Source organism: Mycobacterium sp., assembly GCF_039583785.1.
GTDB lineage: Bacteria > Actinomycetota > Actinomycetes > Mycobacteriales > Mycobacteriaceae > Mycobacterium.
Genome location: NZ_JAVKSG010000033.1, coordinates 1 through 20,033 on the forward strand (window position 1 = coordinate 1; position 20,033 = coordinate 20,033).

The following is a 20,033-nucleotide window of genomic DNA, read 5'->3' on the forward strand; positions in this document are numbered from 1 at the left end:
CCGTGACGAACTCCTCGATGCCGGCGACAGCCACCGCGCCGTCGAGTGGAGACGGTGCCGCGCCTCCCTGAACGGCGACGGCGTTCTCGAGGTCCGCGCGATGTACGACCATCTCGACGGCCAACCGTCGCCGCCACCACGACACTCGATGATCGCCGAGGCTGGAGAACGTCCACACGTCCTTCTCCGGGTCTGCTCCTCGCACGGCGCCGACCGCGCGATCCAGATTTTCGAGAAACCACCCCGACAGGTCGGCGTTGTCTTCCGGTGAGGGCGCTAACGAACCGAAGCTGGCCGGTTCGCCGGTCTCGACGATGGTGGCAATCCACGCCAGGATCCCGCCGGTGTGACGCACCAAACCTGCGGCGTCCCAATCCGGGCAATCAGGTACCGGCCGAACCCAATTCGACTCGGCAGCGATGATGAGTGCGCGACCATCCTTTGAGACGACATCCTGGAATGCGTCATAAGTCACCAGTCCATCTCCTTGTCACGGCCTGGCGGCCATGTGGCCAACACGTCTGGCGTATCGCGTCGGTAATGAGGTACTTCTCTGCCAAGCGTCCCAACCGTACCGCTGTCGAGGAGTGGGCAGCTGTGCCGGCAGTGCTGATGGTGAAAGCCTGCCCAGCGCCAGATGAGAGAGCACGCTCTGCTCATCGCGACACCAGGGTCGCGGACACAGGCCTGGCATGCCAGGCCGATCAATCTATAGCGACGGCCCCTACAGCGACGGCAGGATGTCGAGCAGGAAGTTGCCGCCGGTGGCAACTGCGTGCTGCAGGTCGCCGAAGACGGCGGCGAGGTCCCAATCGCCGACCGTGGTGGAGTGAGCGCCGGCGAAGGCGGTGCTGCCGGTACCGATGACTGTGGCGAGATTATTGTCGCTGAACGAAACACTGCTGCCGCCGGCGATGGCCTGGTCGAATGCACTGCCGGTGTTGAGGACGGCGGCGATGTCGCCGATGCCGACAGCTTCGGCCTCGGCGTTGGTGCCCGAGACGGTTGCCGAGTCGGAGTTGCCATTGGCAATGGCGTCGACGCCGGCCCCGTTGGCCAGCGCGAGGTCGGCGCTACCGCCCCCGGCCGAGGCGTCGCTGCCGGCGCCGTTGGTGAATGCCGTGTCGAAGTTGCCGCCAGCGGTCGCGTTGCTACCGGCCCCGAGGGCGGTCGCATCGTTGAGTTGTCCCAGGCCGGCGTTGGCGGTGCTGTTGGCCCCCTCGGCGGTGGCGATGTCAAGCCCGCCGCCGATTCCGACGACCGCCTTGCTGGCGTCGCCGTCGGCGGTGGCGATGTCGAAGTTGCTGCCTACCCCCGCGCCGGCGTCGCTGCCCTCGCCGTTGGCGATGGCGACGACAAAATTGCCACCTACCCCGGCGCCGGCATTGCTGCTGTCGCCGTTGGCGATTGCGACGTCGAAGTTGCCGGCCAACCCGGCACCGGCATTGCTATCGGCGCCGTCGGCGAATGCGGCGTCAAGGAATCCACCGCTGGCGTTGGCATTGCTGCCGTTACCGATGGCGACCGCCAAGCTACCTAGGGCCGCGGTGGCGGTGGCGGTGTTGTCTGTTGTCGGGAACAGGTCCACCCCGCTGATGGATATCTGCATATCCAATGGCGACGCCGTCGCAGCGGGGACTGAAAGGCCACTCAGCGATTGATCGATCAACGAATACGGATCGCTCGACGGGTTTGCCGAGGCGACCCCCGCAGTGGCGGTCAGCGCGGCACCCAGACCCATTCCGGCTGCCGCCATCCCCAGTCGATCGATGCGAATCGCGTGCCTCATCGGCCAGCCTTTCCTGGGGGGCGCACCCCGCGGGTGCTCACAATCGTCGCTCCAGCGGAGAGGTCGAATGCCGCGGAATTTACTCCGGAAAGGACCCCGGCACACGTGTTTGACACAAGTTGAACTATGCGGCTTTGTGCCTGCTAGCGTGCGGTACGGACGGACGTCAAGGAGGATCGGTGAAGACCATTCCCAAGCTGTTGGTCTTCGGACTTGTCGAGCTCCTCTTGTTCGGCTCGATGCTCTTTGTGCCGGCGGGCACGCTCGACTATTGGCAAGCGTGGGTTTTTCTGGTGGTGGTCGGGGTTTCGGCGTGGACCCCGATCGTCTTCCTGCTGCGCTCGAATCCCGCTGCGCTACAGGCCCGGATGAGTGCGGGGCCGACAGCCGAAACCCGGCTGGCGCAGCGGGTCGTCATCGCCGGCTTGTACCTGACGATGGCGGTAATGGTCGTGGTCAGTGTTCTCGACCATCGCTGTGGCTGGTCGTCGGTGCCCACCGCGGTCTGTCTGGTCGGCGATGTTTTGGTCGCCGCCGGCCTGGGTGTGGTGGGGCTGGTGATCATTCAGAACAGCTACGCGGCGGCCACCGTGCGGGTGCAGGCAGGCCAGCAGGTGGTCTGCACCGGTTTATATGGCCTGGTGCGGCATCCCATGTACACCGGCAACGTCATCATGCTGATCGGCATCCCCCTCGCGCTCGGTTCCTACTGCGGACTCGTCTTCGTCGTACCCGGCCTGATCGTTCTCGCGGTACGCATCGGCGACGAGGAGAAGCTGCTCACGGAGGGATTGGACGGGTACCGCGACTACACGCATAAGGTCCGCTACCGGTTAGCGCCGCGAATCTGGTGACAGCGGTTGTCACTGGTCGCCGGCCCGGCTGGCATGTCTGCTCAACTCCTCACTCAAGCTTCTCAAGGACTTTGCGTTGATTAACGTGGGCACCGCGAGGTGGACGTCGAGGGCGGTGTTGATCGCCGCGATCGTCCGCATCGCCGACAGCGAATCGCCGCCGAGGTCGAAGAACGACTCATCGACCCCGACGCGGTCGACTCCTAACACCTCGGCCCAGATGCCGACCAGAATCTGCTCGATCAGCGTCGCCGGGGCGCGATAACCAGAACCGTTGCCGTGCTGTCCGATTGGCGCTACCGACGTGGTCAGCGGCTGGACGAACAGCTCCCGCTGGTCTAAGTCGATCGACGACAACGGCTGTGTCGGATCGCCGGACATGGTCACCAGCACCCGCTGCATGCGTTCGATCAGCGCGTCGATGGCGGGCGCGTCGAACACATCCGCGCGATATTGGACGACAAGTTCCAGTTCGTGGCCCGGCACGGCCTGGATCGCAAGCGGGTAGTGGTAATAGTCGCGGTTGGTAAGCCCGTCGATGACCAGCCCGTCAGTGCCCGACAGCGCAGCCGCATCCGTCGGATAGTTCTCGTAGACGAAAACGGTGTCGAACAATCTTTCGTGACCGGTCGCGCGATGGATGTCGCGCAGCGCCAGATGCTGGTGTTCGAGGGTGTGGTTGTGATCGTGGCGCAACTGGTCGAGCAGGTCGGTGGTGGTGGTTGCGTCATTGATAATCGCCCGTACCGGCACGGTGTTGATCAGCAGGCCGATCATCGACTCCGCGCCGGTCACCTCTGCAGGGCGGCCCGAGACGACGGTGCCGAAGGCGACGTCGTGGTGGCCGGTCAGCCACCTCAGCACCGTCGCGAAGGCGCCCTGCAGGACGGTGTTGACGGTGGTCTGCGACGAGCGGGCCAGCTCGGAAACGGCCCGGGTGGTGCGTTCGGGTACCCGCGACGATGCGACGTCTCGCGGTCCCAACCCCAACCGGTCCGGCGGGCCGATCACCGTGGGGGTTGCAAATCCGGCCAGCACCTCCAGCCAGGCGGCGCGGGCGGCATGACGATCCCGACCGGCCAGCCAGGCGATGAACCTGCGGTATGGCACGGCCGCGGGCAGCCGCTGCCCGTAGTAGCCGGCGAACAACTCCTGCAACAGGTTCGGCAGTGACCAGCCGTCGAGCACGATGTGGTGATTGGTCAGCACGAATCGGTGCCGATCCTCTCCGGTGCGGACCAACGCCGCGCGGAACGACGGCTGGTCGGCCAGATCGCAGACCGCGGCTCGTTCGGCCGCGCACACCCGGTCGATCTGCTCGTCGCGGTCGAGGTCCGCTCCGCACAGGTCGACGAACCGCCACCCAGCGACGGGATCGGCCGGGATGATCTGCACCGGCTCGTCGAAGTGCGGACAGAAGCGGGCAGCCAGCTGGGGATGCCGGATCACGACCGCCTGCACCGCATCGCGCAGCCGACGCGAATCCAGCGGACCGGTCAGCGTGATATCCAGCTGCACCGCGTAGACGTCGTCGCGGCCCTGCGCGGCGCTGGCGTGAAAGAACAGACCCTGTTGCAGGGGCGTCAACGGCAGGATATCGGCGACCTGGTATTGCCGGCACAGTTCGTCGATCTGTTGCTGGCGTAGCCGGGCCGGCGCGATATCCGACGGCGTCAACCCACCCCCACCCCGCCTGACATACGCGCAGATACCGGCCAGGGCGTCGAACCACAGCCGACTCAGCCGACTGACCCGCGCGTGATCGAGTGCCGAGGGTGCCCACGTCCAGCCGGCCTGCAGCTGCGGGCCGGTGTCGGTGTCGACCATGGCGGCGTTGAGCTCCACGGTGTGTAGCAACGGCATCGGGATAGCGGTGGCAACCCCGGCCACCGGGCCGCTCTCCGGGCTGATCCGCCACCCATCATCGGATGCCGTGGCAGCCGAACCGCCAAGACGCCCAAGGTAATTGAAACCGATTGCCGGATCCGCTCCGGCCAGGTCGACGTCGGCGTTCAGATAACGCAGCAGGCCGTAGGTCAACGGATCCGGGGTGTCGCGCAGCTGTTCTTTGGCGGCTTTGATCACTGACCCCAGCCCGACATCACCGGCCACCACCTGCACCCAGGACAGCCCGCCGGCGGGCCCCCCGAGGTTCAAAGCCACCGGATACTTGGTGGTGAACCAGCCCACCGTGCGCGACAGGTCGACGTCGGCGGACAGCTCCTCGTGGCGCCCGTGGCCCTCGACATCGATGCCGACCAGCGCGCCACCGGTGCCCTGAAACTCCGCGCATGCCAAGGCAAACGCGATCAGCAGTATGTCGTGTATGCCGGCATGAAACGCGGTCGGCACTGCACCGAGCAGCATCTGGCTGGTCTCGGTATCGAGCAGCGCCGACAGCTGGCCCGCGCGGGCAAAGGTGTCCAGCTCGGGGCGCACGGCCGGCAGCGCAGCCGGCGCCGCCGCGGCCCGACGCCAGGCCTCGGCCAGCAGATCCGCGTCTGCGCTGTGGGCATGTTCAGCCAACAGCGATGCCCACCGGGCAAAAGAGGTGCCCGTCGCCGGCAATTCCACCGGCTGGCCGGAGCGATGCGCAGACCAGGCAATGTTGATGTCCTCCAGCAGGATTCGCCACGACACCCCGTCGACCGCGAGATGATGAACGATCACCAGCAGCTGGGCGGTGGACGCCGCCCACACCGCGCTGAGCATCGCCCCGCCGGCCGGATCGAGCAGCGACCGCGCCGTCACGACCGTGTCGTCGGATATCGCATCGACGGTTCGCAGGCACGCCTGCGCATCCACCGAACCGGCCTCGGGCGCATGTAACGACCAACCGCCGGCGCCGTCGTCGGCGACCCGCAGTCGCAGCATCGCGTGCCGATCCAGCAAAGCCTGCAACAGCACCACCACGTCGGCTTCGGTCACCCCGGCGGGGGCTTGCAGCAGCACCGTCTGGTTGAACTCATCCGTCGGGCCGTCGATGTCGTGCAGCCAGTGCATGATCGGTGTGGCAGCCACCGGCCCCACACCATTGTCGATCACCTCGGCCGCGCCGGTGCTCACCCCGGCCACCCGCGCCAGCCGGGCCACGGTCTGCTCCACGAACACGTCCCGCGGCCGGCACACCACGCCGGCGGCCCGGGCCCTGGCCACCACCTGCATGGACAAGATGCTGTCGCCGCCCAACTCGAAGAACGACTCGTCCACGCCGACCTGCTCGAGGCCGAGCACTTGCGCGTAGATGTCGGCCAGGATCTCCTCGACGGCGTCGGCGGGGGCGCGGTAACGGTCGACGTCGTGGTAATCGGGGGCGGGCAGAGCGCGAGTGTCCAACTTGCCGTTGACGGTGAGCGGCAGCGCATCCACAGCTACCACCGCGGTCGGGATCATGTACGCGGGCAGCCGCTCGGACAACGCAGCGCGGACCACAGCCGGGTCGGCTGCGCCGGTGATGTAACCGACCAGCCGCTTATCGCCGGGACGGTCCTCGCGGGCGATCACCACCGCCTGCGCTACCCCCGCCTGCTCACTCAGCGCGGCCTGCACCTCACCGAGCTCGATGCGATACCCGCGAATCTTGACCTGCTCATCGGCCCGACCCAGATACCGCAACTGTCCATCAGCGTTCCAGCACACCAGATCTCCGGTGCGATACATACGTGTCGGGGGTGCTCCCGCACCGACGAACGGGCACGCCACAAACCGCGACCCGGTCAACCCGGCCCGGCCCGCATACCCGTACGCCGTTCCGGCGCCGGCCACATACAACTCGCCGACCACACCCTGCGGCACCGGCCGCAGCCCGCCGTCCAGCACGAAAAACCCGAGATGCGCCAACGGCATACCGATCGGGCTCACGGTGGCATCGACGTCGTCGGCGACGATCTCCCGGAAGGAGGCATGGACCGTCGTCTCGGTGATGCCGTACATATTGACCAGGCGGGGCAGGCCCGGATGGCTGTCCAGCCACGCACCGAGACGCTGCGGTTCCAGCGCTTCACCGCCGAACACCACGGCTTCGAGGCTGAGCTGACGGCCCAGCTCGGGCGACAACCCGTCGGCGGTCTGCAGCGCGTAAAACGCGGACGGCGTCTGGCTCAAGACGTTGACCCGTTCGGTTACCAGCAGGGCGTGGAAATCCTCCGGCGAGCGCGCCACCGAATCGGGCACCAGCACCAGCCGGCCGCCATGCAGCAGCGCACCGAAGATCTCCCACACCGAGAAGTCGAAGGCCAGGGAGTGGGATTGCGTCCACACCTGTCCGGCCGACAGCCCTAACTCGACGTCCAGCACGTCGAGCAACCGCGTCACGTTCCGGTGCGCAATCGCCACCCCCTTCGGGGTTCCGGTGGTGCCCGAGGTGTAGATCAGGTAGGCGATGTCGTCGGGGTCGGGCAGTGGTACTGCGGTTGCGGGTTGGTTGCCGACGGCGGCATCGGCGATATCGATGACCGACAGGTCGCGTCCGTCCAGCCGGTCGGTCAGCTCTGCGGTGGTGATCGCCGCGATCGGTGCGGCGTCGTCGAGGACGAACCGAATCCGCGCCGCGGGCACCGCCGGATCGATCGGTAGATACGCCGCGCCGGTTTTCAGCACCGCCATAATCGCGACGACCGCCTCGGCCGACCGCGGCAACAGTAGCGCCACCCGTTGCCCCGCACCCGCGCCCCGGCCAATCAATAGCTGCGCCAACCGGTTCGACGCCTCGTCAAGCTCTCGATACGTCATCGAGTGCCCGCCGACGGTGAGCGCTGTCGCGTCCGGAGTCCCCGCCACCTGCGCGGCGAATCCCGCCGGAATCGACACCGGCGCTCTCGCCGGCGCGGTCAGCGACGCCCGGTTACCCCAGTCCGCCAGCCGGGCCTGCTCAACCTCGTCGAGCAGGTCGATCGACGACAACCGCCGATCCGGATCGGCGGTCATTGCCGCGACCACGCGCTGCAACCGCTCGATCAGCGCGTCGATACTGGCGGCGTCGAAGACGTCGGTGCGAAATTCGACCGCTCCGCCGATGCCGGCGGGCTCGCCGGCGCTGGTCCAGCGTTCGGCCAAGGAGAACGACAGGTCCACCCGGGCGGTGTGGGTGTCCACCGGCAGCGGGGTGACTGACAGGTCGCCGAGCCGCAACCCGGCGGCGGGGTCGCCGGCTTCGCCGGGCAGGTTCTGCCACGCCAGCATCACCTGAACGAGCGGGTGATGGGTCAGGCTTCGGGTCGGGTTGAGCCGCTCGACCAGTACCTCGAAGGGCACGTCTTGGTGTTCGTAGGCGGCCAGGCTGCGTTGCCGCACGTGGTCCAGCAGCTCGGCAACAGTGGGGTCACCGGCCAGATCGAGCCGCAGCACCAAGGTGTTGACGAAAAACCCGACCAGTCCGTCCAGTGCCGGGTCACGTCGCCCGGCGATCGGAAACCCTACTGCCACATCAGAACTGGCACTGAGCTTGGCCAGCAGAACCCCCAGGGCGGCCTGGATCACCATGAAGCTGGTCGCGCTGTGTTCGCGAGCCACCCGAACAACCTGCTGCTGCAACTCAACCGGCCAGTCCACCGCCGCGGTAGCGCCGCGCTGATCGGCGACCAGCGGATAGGGCCGATCGGTGGGCAACTGCAGCCGCTCGGGCATCCCGGCCAGGGCCTGCTGCCAATAATCCACCTGCGCGGCGATGCGGCTACGGCTGTCGTCGATGTCACCGAATTGCGCGCGCTGCCACAACGTGTAATCGACGTATTGCACCGGCAATTCGGTCCACCCCGGGGTTTGGCCCGCCGACCTGCTGGCATACGCCGTCTCGAGGTCATTCATCAGCGGCGCGACGGACCAGCCGTCCGCGACGATGTGGTGCGCCACCGCCACCAGCACGTGCTCGTCGTCAGCGACATGGAAAAGCTTTACGCGCAAGGGTATCTCGGTAGCCAGGTCGAAACTGTGCCGCGTCGCCTCGCCGACCGCATCCGCCAGCCGGCTGGCCGGCCAGGCGGTGGCGTCGACAATCTGCCAGCCGAAGTCGGCCCGCTCGGGCGGTAGCACGCACTGCTGGGGTATCCCGTCGGTGGTTACGAACAGGGTGCGCAGGCTTTCGTGGCGGCCCACCACGTCGGACAACGCGGTGGCCAGCACGTCGGCATCGAGCAGCCCGCGCAGCCGCAACGCCACCGCCAAGTTGTACACCGGTGACGGGCCGTGCAATTGGTCGATGAACCACAGCCGCTGCTGGGCGAAGGACAACGGAATGACGGCAGGCCGTGCAACGGCGGCCACCAACGGCTGGAGTGCGTCGTCGTCGGTGCCGATCCGGTGCGCCAACTGGGCCACTGCGGGCGCCTCGAACACGGCGCGCACCTTGAGGCTGCCGCCCGTTTCGTTGTTGACGGCGGCGACCAGGCGCATGGCCGCCAGCGAATCTCCACCCAAGTCGAAGAACGAGTCGTCCACGCCGACCCGTTCGAGCCCGAGCACCTGCGCGTAGATGCCCGCCAGGATTTCCTCGGCGGCGCCGCGTGGGGCGCGGTAACGGTCGGTGTCGTCGTACTCCGGCACCGGCAAGGCCCGTTTGTCGAGTTTGCCGTTGACCGTCAGGGGCAGCGCCTTCAGCGCCAGCACGGCGGCCGGAACCATGTAGGCCGGGAGTCGCTCGGCCAACGCGGCACGAACCGCGGCCGGCTCGGCGGTCCCGGTCACATACCCCACCAGACGGGGTTGCCCCGGATGGTCTTCGCGGGCGATCACCACCGCCTGCTGCACCCCGTCGAGGGCGACCAGAGCGGCCTCCACTTCACCGGGCTCGATGCGATACCCACGGATCTTGACCTGCTCGTCGGCGCGCCCGAGGTAGTGCAGTTGGCCGTCGGGGCGCCAGCGCACCAGGTCTCCGGTGCGATACATCCGGGTCGGGGGTGCTCCCGCTGCGACGAACGGACACGCCACAAACCGCGACCCGGTCAGGCCGGCCCGGCCCAGATACCCAAGGCCCACACCACGACCGGCCACATACAACTCGCCGACGACACCGGCCGGCACCGGCCGCAACCATTCGTCGAGCACGAACAGCGCCGTCGTCGACACCGGCGCACCGATCGGCACCGCGTCGACGCCCACCGACAGCGGTGCGCTCAGCGAGGCATACACCGTGGCCTCGGTGGGGCCGTAGGCGTTGATCACCACCCGACCTGGCGCCCATCGATCCACCACCTCGGACGGACAGGTCTCACCACCGAGTAGCAACGCCACCGACTCCAGCCCCTCCGGGCGCAGGGCGTCCACCGCCGACGGGGTTTGGGTGAGCACGTTGACCTGTTCGGCGATCAGCAGCGCCTGGAAGTCATCCGGTGAGCGGACCACCGAATCGGGGACCACCACCAGACGCCCACCACCTAACAACGCAGCCCAGATCTCCCACACCGAGAAGTCGAACGCATACGAGTGACATTGCGTCCACACCTGCGTGGCGGGCAGGCCCGGAGGCGAGGACGCCGCCAAGTGGTTCAGGTTGTGGTGCGTGACGGCAACGCCTTTGGGTGTTCCGGTGGTGCCCGAGGTGTAGATCAGATAGGCGATGTCATCGGGGTCGGGCATCGGCAATGCGGTGCTGGGCAGGCTGTCGACAGCGGGGCCATCGACCTCGATGACCAGCAGGTCGCGCCCGTGCAACCGGGTGCGCAACCCGGCGCTGGTGATCGCGGCGACCGGGGCGGCGTCGTCGAGCATGAACCCGATCCGCGGGTCGGGCAGCGCGGGGTCGATCGCCAGGTAAGCCGCCCCGGTTTTCAGGACCGCGAGCATCGCGACCACGGCCTGAGCCGAGCGCTCCAGTACCAATGCCACGCACGCACCCCGGCCGACGCCTCGGCCGGCGAGCACGTGCGCCAACCGATTAGCGGCCTCGTCGAGCTGCCGGTAGGTGATCGACAGGTGCCCGAAGGTCACCGCTTCTGCGGCTGGTTTCCGGGCCACCTGTGCGGCGAACAGCGTCGGAACCGACACCCGAGTGGGTGCGGGGTGAGTCAACGCCGCCCGGTGGCCCCACCGATCCAGGTCGGCATGCTCGGCTTGATCGAGCAGATCGATCGACGACAGCCGACGGGCCGGATCGACGGTCATTGCCGCCAGCGCCCGCCGCAACCGCTTGACCAACAGCGCGACGCCGGCGGCGTCGAACACGTCGGTGCGAAATTCCACCGCACCGTCGATCCCGGCGGGTTCACCGGCGTTACTCCACCGTTCGGCCAACGAAAACGACAGGTCCACCCGGGCGGTGTGGGTGTCCACCGGCATCGGGGTGACGGCGAGGTCGCCGAGCGTCAACCCGGCGGTGGGCTCGCCGGTATCGGCCGGTAGGTATTGCCAGTCCAACAACACTTGCACCAGTGGGTGATGAGTCAGGGACCGGGTGGGGTTGAGCCGCTCGACGATGACTTCGAAGGGCACGTCTTGGTGCTCGTAGGCGGCCAGGCTGCGCGCCCGGACCTGGTCCAGCACCTCGGCGATGGTGGGGTCACCGGTCAGATCGACGCGCAGCACCAAGGTGTTGACGAAGAAACCGACCAAGTCGTCCAGCGCTGGATCGCGCCGTCCCGCGATCGGAAACCCGACTGCCACATCAGAACTCGCGCTGAGCTTGGCCAGCAGGATGGCTAGGGCGGCCTGGATCAGCATGAAGCTGGTCGCGTTGTGCTCGCGGGCCACCCGAACAATCTGCTGCTGCAACTCAACCGGCCAGTCCACCGCCACGGTGGCGCCGCGCTGATCGGCGACCAGCGGATAGGGCCGATCGGTGGGCAGCTGTAGCCGCTCGGGCAGGCCGGCCAGAGCGCCCTCCCAGTAGGCGAGCTGCGCGGCAATGGGACTGCCGTCGTCGTCGACGTCGCCGAGCTGCGCGCGCTGCCACAGGGTGTAATCCACGTACTGCACTGGCAATTCGGGCCAGCCGGGCGCATGTCCGGCGCACCGGTCGGCATAGGCCATCCCCAGATCCCGGACCAGCGGGGTGACCGACAAGCCGTCGGCGGCGATATGGTGCACCACGCCCACCAGCACATGCTCGTTGTCGCTGACCCGGAAAACCTCTGCCTGCAAAGGGATCTCGGCAGAAAGATCGAAAGCGTACTTCGTCGCCCGAGCGACCGCTTCCGCCAGCCGGTCGGCCGGCCATCCGCTGGCGTCGACGACCTGCCAGCCGAAGTCGGCCCGTTCGGGCGGCAGCACGCACTGCCGAGGGGTCCCGTCGGTGGCGACGAACAGCGTGCGCAGGCTTTCGTGGCGGTCAACCACATCGCAGAGCGCCGCAGCCAACGCCTCGGTGTCGAGCGGCCCACGGAGCCGCAACGCCACCGCCATGTTGTACACCGGTGACGGTCCTTGCAATTGGTCGATGAACCACAGCCGCTGCTGGGCAAAGGACAACGGAATCACCGCAGGCCGCTCGCGGGCCGTCAATGCCGGAGCGGCCGGTTGGGCGATGTGTGGTCGTGCCCACTGGGCCAGTGCGGCGACGGTGGCTTGGTCGAAGATGGTTTGGACGGGGATGTCGATCCCGAGCTCGGCGCTGATGCGTGCGGCCAGTCGCATGGCCAGCAGCGAGTGCCCGCCCAGGTCGAAGAACGAGTCGTCGATGCCGACGTTGTCGACGCCAAGCACGTTGGCGTAGAGGTCGGCCAGGGTTTGTTCGACGGCGTCGGTGGGGGCGCGGTAGTGGTCGAGGTGTGGGTATTCGGGCGCGGGTAGGGCGCGAGTGTCGAGCTTGCCGTTGACCGTCAGGGGCAGCGCGGTCAGTGCGACGACGGCGGCGGGCACCATGTAGGCGGGCAGCGTCGAGGCCAGCGCCGCGCGCGTGTGGGCGGGGTCGGCGGTGCCGGTGATGTAGCCGACCAGGCGCTTGTCGCCAGGGTGGTCTTCGCGGGCGATCACCGCGGCCTGCTCGACGCCGGCCTGGGCGGCCAGGGCGGCCTGGACGTCGCCGAGTTCGATGCGGTAGCCGCGGATTTTGACCTGCTCGTCGGCGCGCCCGAGGTAGTGCAGTTGCCCGTCGTCACCCCAGCGCACCAGGTCTCCGGTGCGATACATCCGGGTCGGGGGTGCTCCCGCGGCGACGAACGGACACGCCACAAACCGCGACCCGGTCAAGCCGGCCCGCCGCCAATACCCGTACCCCGCGCCCGCGCCGGCTACGTACAATTCCCCGACCACACCGGCGGGCACCGGCTGCAACCAGCCGTTTAGTACAAAAAAGGCGAGGTGGCCTAACGGGGCCCCGACCGGGCTGGCGGTGCTCTCGACGTCATCTTCGACGATCTCCCGGAACGAGGCATGCACCGTTGTCTCAGTGGTGCCATACAAGTTGAGCAGGCGCGGTAAACCCGGGTGGTTGTTCCGCCATGTGCGAAGACGCTGGGGTTCTAGCGCCTCACCGGCGAACAACACAGCCTGGAGTTTCAGCTGACGGCCGAGGTCCGGCTCCAGCGCATCCGCGGTTTGTAACGCGTAAAACGCCGACGGCGTCTGGCTTAACACGCTGACCTGTTCGTGGATCAGCAACTCGTGGAAATCTTGCGGTGAGCGCGCCATCCACTCGGGGACCACCACCAGCCGCCCACCGCGGAGCAGCGCCCCCCAGATCTCGCACACCGAGACGTCGAACGCCAGGGAATGCCATTGCGACCAGACCTGCCCCGGCGACAACTCGACGTCCAGGGAGTCCAGTAGCGCCGCGACGTTGCGGTGGCTGATGGCCACCCCCTTAGGGACACCGGTCGTGCCCGACGTGTAGATGAGGTAGGCAATGTCATCGGCGGCCGGCGCCGGCAATCCAGTGCTGGGTTGGGTGTCGATAACGGGGTCTTCGACATCAATGACCAGCAGGTCGCGTCCGTCCAGCCGGGGGCGCAACTCGGCCGTGGTGATCGCCGCGATTGGTGCAGCGTCATCGAGCATGAACTCAATCCGACTCGCCGGTACCGCCGGGTCGATCGGCACATACGCGGCCCCGGTTTTGAGCACCGCCAGGATCGCCACGATAGCCTCGGTCGAACGGGTAAACAGCAGCGCCACATGCTGTCCCGGGCCCACTCCATGATCGGCCAAAAGGTGCGCCAATCGGTTGGCAGCCTCCTCCAGTTGGTGATATGTCAGGGACAGGTCCCCGCAGACGATGGCCACCGCCTCGGGGGCGCGTTGCACCTGCGCGGCAAACACCGCCGGAATCGACGTCAGCGCCGAAGCCGGCGCGCTGAGCGCCGCCCGATTAGCCCACCCATCCAGCCGTGCGTGTTCCGCCTCGTCGAGTACATCGATCGACGACAGCGGCCGGGTCGGGTCGGCGGTCATGGCCACCAGCACCCGGGTGAAGCGCTCGAAAAGTGTGCCGATGCCGACGGCGTCGAACACTTCGGTGTCGAACTCGCCACGTAGGCGTAGTTCGGTCCCGGGCAGGGCTTGCACCGCAAGCGGGTAGTGGTTGTATTCGCGGTTGCTGAATTCCGAGACGGTCAGCCCGTCGACGCCCAGCGGTGCGGTGGTGTCGAGCGGGTAGTTCTCATAGACGAACAACGTGTCGAACAGCTGCTCGTGGCCGGTGAGGCGGTGGATCTCGCTCAGCGCCAGGTGCTGGTGGTCCAGGGTCTGGTTGTGGATGGTGTGCAGTTGGGCCAGCAGGTCGGCGGTGGTGGTGACCGCGGTCAGGGCAGCGCGCGCCGGCACGGTGTTGATGAACAGTCCCACCATCGACTCGGCGCCGGGTACCTCGGCGGGCCGGCCGGACACGGTGGTGCCGAAGGCGACGTCCCGGCGGCCGGTCATCCCGCACAGCAGTTGGGCGTAGGCGGCCTGCAACACGACGTTGACCGTGGTGTGGCAGCCGCGGGCCAGCTCGCGGGCCGCGGTGGTGATCGGCTCGGGCACCGTGAACGAGGCCACCGCGCGTCGGCCCAGCCCCGACTGGCCGGGCGGGCCGACCAGAGTGGGGGTGTCGAAACCGGCCAGCACCGCACGCCACGCGGCGCGGGCGGCGTCGTGGTCGCGGCCGGCCAGCCAGGACACGAACCGGCGATAGGACCCGGGCGCCGGCAGGCGTTGCCCGTCGTAGCTGGCGAACAACTCGCGCACCAGGATCGGCAGCGACCAGCCATCCATCACGATGTGGTGATTGGTCAGCACAAACCGGTGGGAATTCTCAGCGAGGCGGATCAACGCCGCCCGGAACACCGGCTGATCGCCCAGGTCGCACACCGCGGCCCGCTCGGCGGCGCACACCCGATCGATCTGTTCGGCCACGCCGCCCTCGACACCATCGACGTCCAGATCGATGTCGACATAGCGCCACGGCACCCACGGATCGGCGGGGATGATCTGCACCGGCTCGTCGAACTGCTCGGAGAATCGGGCCGCCAGGTGCGGATGCCGGTGCACCACCGTATGCAACGCAGCACGCAATCGGTGCACATCGACAAGACCGGACAGCCCGATATCGAGTTGCACCGCATACACGTCGTCGGCACTGCCCCGCGTCGCACTGGCGTGAAACAACAGCCCTTGCTGCAACGGAGTCAGCGGCAGAACATCAGCGATCCGCATACAACCGCTCAAGCTCATCAATCTGCTGCTGGCTCAACGGAGTAAGCGCAAGATCGCTTGGCGTTAGCCCGCCCCCGCCGTGGCGGACATGCTCGCAAATCCCGGCCAGGGCCTCGAACCACAACCCGCTCAGCCGGCGGACCTGCGCTTCGTCCAGCACCGAGGTCGCCCACGTCCATGTCGCGTGCAGATACGGGCCGGCATCGGTGTCGACGGTGCCGGCATTGAGCTCCAGGGTGTGCGCCAGCGGCATCGGTAACCTCGAGCTGACGCTGAGACGAGCCAGGCCGTCGTAGCAGATCCGCCACCCGTCGCCGGACTCGTCCGTCGCCGTGCCTGCCCGCCCGAGGTAGTTGAACCCGATCGCGGGGTCGGACCCGAACGGGTCCAGGTCAGGATTGAGATAGCGCAACACGCCATAGCTCAACGGATCCGGCAGCGTCCGAAGCTGCTCTTTGGCGTCCTTGACCAGCGTCCCCAGCCCCGGTTCACCGGCCACCACCTGCGCCCAGGACAGCCCACCGACAGCCAGCGCGACCGGGTATTTGGCGGTGAACCATCCCACCGTGCGCGACAGGTCGACGTCGGGGCTCAGCTCATCGTGGCGGCCGTGGCCCTCCACGTCGATTCCGATCGGCGTGCCGCCGGTGCCCAAGAACTCCGCGCATGCCAAGGCGAAGGCGATCAACAAAATATCGTTGACCCCGGCGTGAAACGCGGTCGGCACCTCAGCCAACAGCATGCTGGTGGTCTCGGTATCCAATGACACCGACACGTTGCCCGCGCTGACGTAGGTGTCGACGTCGGGGCGCGCCGCCGGAAGCGCGTCCGGGAGCGCCGCGATCCGCCGCCACAAGAACGCCTGCTCCACGACTTCCGGACGGCGTGCATGCTCGAGCAGTAGCTCCGACCACCGGGCGAACGACGTCCCGGGCGCCGGCAGCTCGATCGGATGCCCGCTGTGATGCTGGGACCAGGCGATGTTGAGGTCCTCCAACAGGATTCGCCACGACACCCCGTCGACGGCCAAGTGGTGCACCATCGGCACCAGCCGACCCGTGGACGCCACCCACAGCGCGCTCAACATCACTCCGGCCGCCGGGTTCAACCGCGAACGAGCTTCGAGGACAGCCTCATCGGTCAACACGTCGACGACCTGCAGACAATCCCGCGCATCCACCGAACCGGCGTCGGGCACCTGCAGCGACCAGCCCCCGGCGCCGTCGTCTTCGACACGCAGCCGCAGCATGGCGTGCCGATCCAGCAAGGCCTGCAATAACACCAGCACGTCGGCCTCGTTGACCCCGGCCGGAGCCTGCACCACCGTCGTCTGGTTGAACTGATCGATCGGGCCCGCCGTGGAGTGCAGCCAGCGCATGATCGGGATGGCAACCACTGTTCCGATGCCTTCGTCGACCGGGCCGGCCACCCCGCGGGCCACGCCGGCCAGCCGGGCCACCGTCTGTTCGACGAAGACATCGCGCGGCCGGCACACCAGACCTGCGGCCCGCGCCCGTGCCACCACCTGCATCGCCAAGATACTGTCGCCGCCCAGCTCGAAGAACGATTCGTCGACTCCGACCCGCTCCAGCCCCAGCACCTGGGCGTAAATGCCGACCAGGATCTCCTCCACCGCATGGGTCGGGGCGCGGTAATGATCCGCGTCCTGATATTCCGGGGCGGGCAGGGCGCGGGTGTCGAGTTTGCCGTTGACCGTCAACGGCAGCGCATCGATCGCCACCACCGCGGCCGGGACCAGGTAGGCCGGCAGCCGCTCGGCCAGCGCGGCCCGCGCGGCGGCCGGATCAGCGGTCCCGGTGACATACCCGACCAGCCGCTTGTCGCCGGGACGGTCTTCGCGGGCGATCACCACCGCCTGCTCGACCCCGGCCAGCGCGCTCAGCGCCGCCTGGACTTCGCCGAGCTCGATGCGGTGTCCACGGATCTTGACCTGCTGGTCGGCGCGCCCCACGTAGCGCAGCTGCCCATCGGTGCCCCACCACGCCAAATCCCCGGTGCGATACATCCGGGTCGGGGGTGCGCCTGCACCAACGAACGGACACGCCACAAACCGCGACGCGGACAACCCGCCCCGGCCCACGTAGCCGTATGCCACCCCGGCTCCGGCCACATACAACTCCCCGACCACCCCGGCCGGCACGGGCTGCAACCACGCGTCGAGCACGAAGAAGCCGAGGTGGGCCAACGGCACTCCGATGGGGCTGGTGGTGCTGTCGATATCGCTCTGGAAGATCTCCCGGAACGACGCGTGCACCGTCGTCTCGGTGATGCCGTACATGTTGATCAGGCGCGGGAATCCCGGGTGGGCCTGCAGCCACGGAGCTAGCCGGTGGGGTTCCAGCGCTTCGCCGCCGAACACCACGGCTTGCAGCTTCAGCTCGCGTCCCAGCTCGGGCTGCAGCGTCTCGGCGGTTTGTAACGCATAAAACGCCGACGGGGTCTGGCTGAGCACAGTGACCTGTTCGGTCACCAGCAGAGCGTGCAGATCTTCCGGCGAGCGGACTGTCGCGTCGGGCACCACAACCACGCGGCCGCCGTAGAGCAGCGCACCCCAGATCTCCCACACCGAGAAGTCGAAGGCCAGCGAATGGCACTGCGACCACACCTGTCCGGCCAACTCCAGATCGGCATCGAGGGTCTCCAGTAGCCGCGTCACGTTACGGTGCGCAATAGCCACGCCCTTCGGCGTCCCGGTAGTGCCCGAGGTGTAGATGAGGTAGGCGATTTCGTCGGGAGCCGGCTCTGGCAGCGCGGTCACCGGCTCGTCGGCCACGGCGGGATCGTCGACGTCGATGACCACCAGGTGATGGCCGGCCAACTGCGGTCGCAACTCGGCGGTGGTGATCGCGGCGATCGGCGCCGCATCGCTGAGCACGAACGCAATCCGGGTGGCCGGCACCGACGGGTCGATCGGCACATACGCCGCACCCGTTTTCAGCACCGCCAGCATCGCCACGACTGCCTCAGCCGAGCGGGACAACAGCAATGCCACCCGCTGCCCGGGTCCGACGCCCGCGCGATCCAACCGATGCGCCAACCGGTCGGCGGCCCGCTCGACCTCGCGATAGGTCCACGACCGTGGCACGTCGCTGATCGCGATCGCCTCGGGGGCGCGGGCGACCTGCGCGGCGAACATCGCCGGGATCGACGCCGGCACCGGCGCCGGTGCAGTCAACACGGCCCGGTTACCCCAGCCATCCAGCCGGTCCCGCTCGTCGTCGTCGAGCAACCCCATCGACGAGAGGCGGCGGCCCGGATCGGCCGTCATCGCCACCAGCAGCCGCCCCAGCCGTCGCGCGATATCGGCGGTGTCGTAATCCGACAACGGCCCACCGGCGCCCGCCGTGCTGAGGAAAAGCTGGTCGCCGGCGCCGGAGAAGATCAACCCGAACTCGCCCACCTGTCCCGGATTGGTGAACGACGCGGATGCCTCGACGCCGGCGAAGTCCATCGTCATCTTCGACGGCATGAAGTTGACACTCACCCGGTTGGCGCGGTGCTCCGAGCCGTAAGGCTGGCCCTTGCGTTCCAGGGAGTGCACCGGAAACCGCTGATGCTGCAGCGCTTCCCGTATCCGCGTGTCGACGTGCGCGCAGAAACCGGTGACCGTGGCTCCCGGTGAAACCCGCAAGACCAGCGGCACCGCCCCGGAAACCATCCCGGGCAGCATCTTCGATTCCGGACGTACCCGCCGGCTGACCGGGAAGTCGAGCACCACCTCGTTGCCCTCGGCGCACCACTCTCGCACCAAGAGGGCACACGCCGCGGTGATGACTGACGATTGAGGCATGTTCCACTTCTCGGACAACTGCGCAACACCCCGGAGCACGGCGGGGTCCAGTCGAACCGGCGCAGCGGGCAACCGCTGATCACCCTCACCGGTGGTACTCGGCAGCCGGTAAGTCGGTTCGCTTTCCGCTGGCAGGTTCTCGGTCCAGTAGGCCTGATCGTCCAGATAATCCGTGGACGCTTCGTACTCCGCCTCGCAGCGAACCAAGTCCTGCAACGAGCCGAAGAAGGTCGGCGGAATGGGTGCATCGGACGCCATTGCCGCGTAGACAGTGGCAATCCGATGGGCAAGAAGCGTGATTCCGGACCCGTCGATGACGATGTGGTGGAAGCACCCGAACAAGTGGAACTCATCGGCCCATGTTTGAAAGAGCGCAAAACTGAACATCGGCCCGGTCGCCGGCATGGGGGTGCGCTGGATCGACGCGGCTATCCGGCGCGCTTCGGCGACCGGATGGTTCGAGTCGCTGAGGTCGTAGAAGGCGATCTCGATATCCGGGTCGAGCACCCGCTGGAAAACCTGGCCGTCGCCCTCGAAGATGGCGGCCCGGGCCGGTTCGGCTTCGTGCAGCACACGCCGGATCGCCCGGTCCAGCAGATCGCGCTGCACGGTGCCGTCGAATCGCACCAGCACGCCGAGTTGCCATTTCGTACCGGAGCGACCGGTTTCCTGGGCGAGCCAGATGTCTAGTTGTCCCCGCGTCAGCGGAAGTGCACGATCATCATGATCCATCCGGGCTACCCATCGAGACCCCCTGTCCCGTCGCCAACCTCTCGCGCAGACTCTTCGGCCGAATGTCAGGCCAGTGCTCTTCGATGTAGTCCAGACACGCCGCGCGGTCCCTCTCGCCGTACACCACCTGCCAACCGGCCGGAACATCCGCGAAAGCCGGCCACAGGCTGTGTTGCTCTTCGTCGTTGACCAAGACGAAAAAGCTGCCGTCGGCGTCGTCGAACGGATTGATGCTCACGCGTCTCCAGACCGTTTACTCGACATGGGTGTAACAAGTTCT

General features: G+C 67.5%; 6 protein-coding genes. 1 reads left to right on the top strand and 5 read right to left on the bottom strand.

Annotated features, from left to right (window positions below; genetic code table 11):
• The coding region (locus tag ABDV69_RS11900) for a maleylpyruvate isomerase N-terminal domain-containing protein (RefSeq protein WP_343574511.1) at positions 1-475 on the bottom strand (475 nt) is incomplete at its 3' end.
• A 249-nt stretch (positions 476-724) separates the two neighbouring features.
• Entirely contained in the window at positions 725-1,789 is a 1,065-nt protein-coding gene (locus ABDV69_RS11905) for a hypothetical protein (RefSeq protein ID WP_343574512.1), read from the bottom strand.
• A 179-nt stretch (positions 1,790-1,968) separates the two neighbouring features.
• On the opposite strand from ABDV69_RS11905, the gene ABDV69_RS11910 reads away from it, so the two are divergent.
• A complete protein-coding gene (locus tag ABDV69_RS11910) occupies positions 1,969-2,643 on the top strand; it encodes an isoprenylcysteine carboxylmethyltransferase family protein (RefSeq protein ID WP_343574515.1) in 675 nt (224 codons plus the stop codon).
• A 9-nt stretch (positions 2,644-2,652) separates the two neighbouring features.
• Here ABDV69_RS11910 and ABDV69_RS11915 read toward each other — a convergent pair whose 3' ends face one another.
• The 3 genes from ABDV69_RS11915 to ABDV69_RS11925 are packed head-to-tail and all read right to left on the bottom strand — an operon-like array spanning position 2,653 to position 19,991.
• Positions 2,653-15,210, bottom strand: coding sequence for an amino acid adenylation domain-containing protein (locus ABDV69_RS11915; protein ID WP_343574516.1), 12,558 nt, complete (start codon positions 15,208-15,210; stop codon positions 2,653-2,655).
• A complete protein-coding gene (locus tag ABDV69_RS11920) occupies positions 15,197-19,753 on the bottom strand; it encodes an amino acid adenylation domain-containing protein (RefSeq protein ID WP_343574519.1) in 4,557 nt (1,518 codons plus the stop codon). The genes ABDV69_RS11915 and ABDV69_RS11920 overlap by 14 nt, the downstream gene beginning before the upstream one ends.
• Entirely contained in the window at positions 19,743-19,991 is a 249-nt protein-coding gene (locus ABDV69_RS11925) for an MbtH family protein (RefSeq protein WP_343574522.1), read from the bottom strand. Before ABDV69_RS11925 ends, ABDV69_RS11920 begins: the two co-directional genes overlap by 11 nt.
• Between the last annotated feature and the right edge of the window lie 42 nt (positions 19,992-20,033).